At 31.3% G+C, this 3,120-nt stretch carries 3 protein-coding genes; all 3 read right to left on the bottom strand.

The genetic code is table 11. From position 1 onward, the window contains the following. Positions 1-293: 293 nt before the first annotated feature. Complete coding sequence (locus tag HN894_00550) at positions 294-1,043, bottom strand: M48 family metallopeptidase (GenBank protein ID MBT7141795.1); 750 nt, start codon at positions 1,041-1,043, stop codon at positions 294-296. Then, positions 1,043-1,396, bottom strand: coding sequence for a four helix bundle protein (locus HN894_00545; protein MBT7141794.1), 354 nt, complete (start codon positions 1,394-1,396; stop codon positions 1,043-1,045). The genes HN894_00550 and HN894_00545 overlap by 1 nt, the downstream gene beginning before the upstream one ends. A 31-nt stretch (positions 1,397-1,427) precedes the next feature. Then, on the bottom strand, positions 1,428-3,120 hold a 1,693-nt coding region (locus HN894_00540), incomplete at its 5' end, for a DUF3387 domain-containing protein (protein ID MBT7141793.1).

The raw sequence follows: 3,120 nt of genomic DNA, 5'->3' as shown, positions 1-3,120 counted from the left end.
CTACGGATTTTGTAATTTCAATATTTTCAACGAACTAAATTTCAAGTTGCAAAGTTAACAAAATCTTATTTAGAATAGTTCTAAATAAGATGATATTCTGGGACTACAACGGACACCAATTACTTATATAACTGTATATCTACACATTATGGTATTTAGAACGATTCTATATAACGTCATATGCCTAATTATCAGATAGATAAAATTTTCATTATTTTATTAATTTTGGAAAAATGCTCAAGTTGGGTTAGGTTACAATGGCAATGTGCTTACAAATTGGGTTGGCTCTTTCATCATGCTAACAAGTTTTCCAGTTTCGTTTTCCATTTTTCCCAATCAGGCATTTCTTTAGTCTGTAGTTCAATGAATTTTCTTGTATGGTCATGATAAATCAAATGACACAATTCATGTATTATCACATATTCAATGCAACCTCTTGGTGCTTTTATTAATTCAGGATTCAAGATTATTTTACCTTTCGGAGTACAACTACCCCAACGTGTTGGCATTTTTTTAATTGATAATTGATAATTAATAATTGATAATTTGTGCCGTATAATAAATTGTTCAAACAATGGCAGAGCTATTTTATTCAATCTTGTTTTTGCTTTATCAAGATACCAAGATTCAACTAATTGCTTAACATGTGCCTTATCTGGAGTATAAACAATTATGTATTTACCTATTAGCTTAACTTCTTCTTTATTTTTCAATATTAATTTTTCAATATTAATTTTAAGAAGGTATTGTCGCCCTAAATACAAATGAGTTTCACCACCAATGTATTTGCGAGGCGGTGTTTTAGGTTGAAATGAAAGAAAGAAGCTCTGCTGCTTAATTATCCATGCAGCTTTTTTTAAAAGCTTTTCTTTTATTTTTTCTAGCGGACTATCAATTGGAGCCTTTACCAATACATTCAAATCTGGAGTTACAGTTATTCCAAGTGTTTTTCTAGCGGAATATTCCACTTGAAAATCTATTTTTTTGCTACCAAAATTAATTGATAATGGAGAATTGATAGTTGATAATTTTTCAACCCCCATTATTTATTGCTTTTAGAAGTTTTAATAATAGAAACCAGAAGTTTAAGAATTTCGTCAATATCAGATTTTAAAGAATAAAACTCTCTTTCATCAAGATAATCAGGTCTGAAAAGTAATTCAATCCAATAGTCTGACTCATTGGCCTCTTTTAAGGAAATTGATAATTTGTGAATAAAGTCAGCTTTGCTTTCGGCATGTTCAGATTCTCTAACTAAAGCTCCTATCGCAGTCCCTGAACGAAGTAATTGTTTGGATAATACGTATTCATTTTTGGAATCAGTTAAGTACTGGTATAACTTCACAATCCTGAGCGCAAAATCAAAACTTTTAGTTTTAATTATATTGCTTTTCATAATTATCCATTTTCAATTATTAATTCTCAATTTACTTATATCGTAGTTTTGAAACTTCAATACACTTATTTGCAATATCGTCCATTTCACCAAATGAAAGACTAATATTGTATTTATCCCTAACCTCATCAATCAAATAATCACCTATTTCAATTTGCAGTTTGCCTGTGATATTTGACTTAGACTGCCAATCAACAATTGGTTGATTATTTTCTAATACAGCTTTTTTGATTAATTCATCAATCTGTAATGCTGCTTGAACTGATATTTGAGTTTTTACAACATCATCCTGAATTTTATCTTCTAAAGATTCTAATGTTAAACCATAAAATGCTTTTGCTACATCCTTATCCATTATTTCTTCAGGAATGTCATCGTCAGTATGTGCTAAAACATTTTCCATAATTTCCTGAGCTTTACTTAGATATTGAGCTTCGTCAATTCTCTTTGTTTCATAATCAGCAATGGTTTGTTTTAATAACTCAGAAAACTTCTTGTAAAAAGCAGGGTCTTCTTCCATTTTCTCTGAAATATGCTTGGCTGTGCGACTTGCTATTTTATCTGCTTTGGCGGCTTTACCCGTTGTATTCTCTACTTCTTGCTGAAATTTTTCTTTGTCAAAAATGTTAACCAATTCAGTAATTACTTCTACTTTTTCAGTAGTGATATGTGTGTCAATTAATTTTTGAATTTGTCCTTCATATTGTTTGTAATCCACAGCATCAGAATATCTTTCAACTACAGCAGTGCGAAGTTTCATAAACATGCTTAAGTCTTCTTTGTAACGATTAATCGTTTTCTCTTCCACATCTTTGTGAAACTGCATTGAAGAAAGAGCCAGTTTTAAAGCTTTTGCATAAGAAGCAAGTTTATCGTAAAAGACAACTCGTATAGCTTCATCCTTTAATAATATTTGGTAAGCTTCTGCATCTCTCTTATTGGCAACGGACTTGAAAATATCCCACAACTCTGAATGCTTTTGAGGGAGTTTTTTGATTTCTTCATTAATATTGACCAATGTACCTTCCAAATCATCCGCATCAAAATCTTCAAATGACGAATACATCAATAAAGCATCGTCTAAATTTTCAATTACGCCGTAATAGTCAATAATATAACCAAACTCTTTATCTGGATAAACTCTGTTAACTCTCGCAATGGCTTGAAGTAGTTTGTGACTTTGTAAATTACGCGTTAAATAAAGAACAGTATTCTTTGGCTCATCAAACCCTGTTAATAGTTTATCAACAACTATAATTATTTCAGGGTCTTTTTGATTTTGAAAGCGGTTGATAATATTCTTTTCATAGGTTTTTGAGTTGCCATGTTCGTCCATCATTCTTTTCCAAAAACGATTCTCTTTTTCACTCGACTTCTCGTAAGCGCTATCTTCGCCTTCTCTTTCGTCAATTGGGGAAATCAAGACTTCACTACTTACAATTCCTATTTCATCCAAAAACTCTTTATAGCGTATGGCATTTATCTTTTTATCGCAAACCAATTGAGCTTTAAAAGGAGTTCCTTGCCAATTATCTCTAAAATGCAAACTAATATTCCATGCAATGGCATATATTTTTTGCTCGGCACTATTTAATTGGTCTGCTCTGCTGAATTTCTTTTTAAAGTCTGCTTTCTGATATTCTGTCAATGGTTCAGAAACCATATCAAAGAATGTATCAAGAGGACTGGAATTAACAATTTGTCTTGCCAGTCTTCCTTCGTAT

It is taken from the genome of Bacteroidota bacterium, from assembly GCA_018692315.1.
Taxonomy (GTDB): domain Bacteria; phylum Bacteroidota; class Bacteroidia; order Bacteroidales; family JABHKC01; genus JABHKC01.
This window is presented reverse-complemented; position numbering and strand designations above follow the sequence as displayed.

What these genes read in the sequence shown, in the direction of transcription:
- HN894_00550 (MBT7141795.1), bottom strand. Translation starts at nt 1,043, where the DNA reads ATGGGGGTTGAAAAATTATCAACTATCAATTCTCCATTATCAATTAAT.
- HN894_00545 (MBT7141794.1), bottom strand. Translation starts at nt 1,396, where the DNA reads ATGAAAAGCAATATAATTAAAACTAAAAGTTTTGATTTTGCGCTCAGG.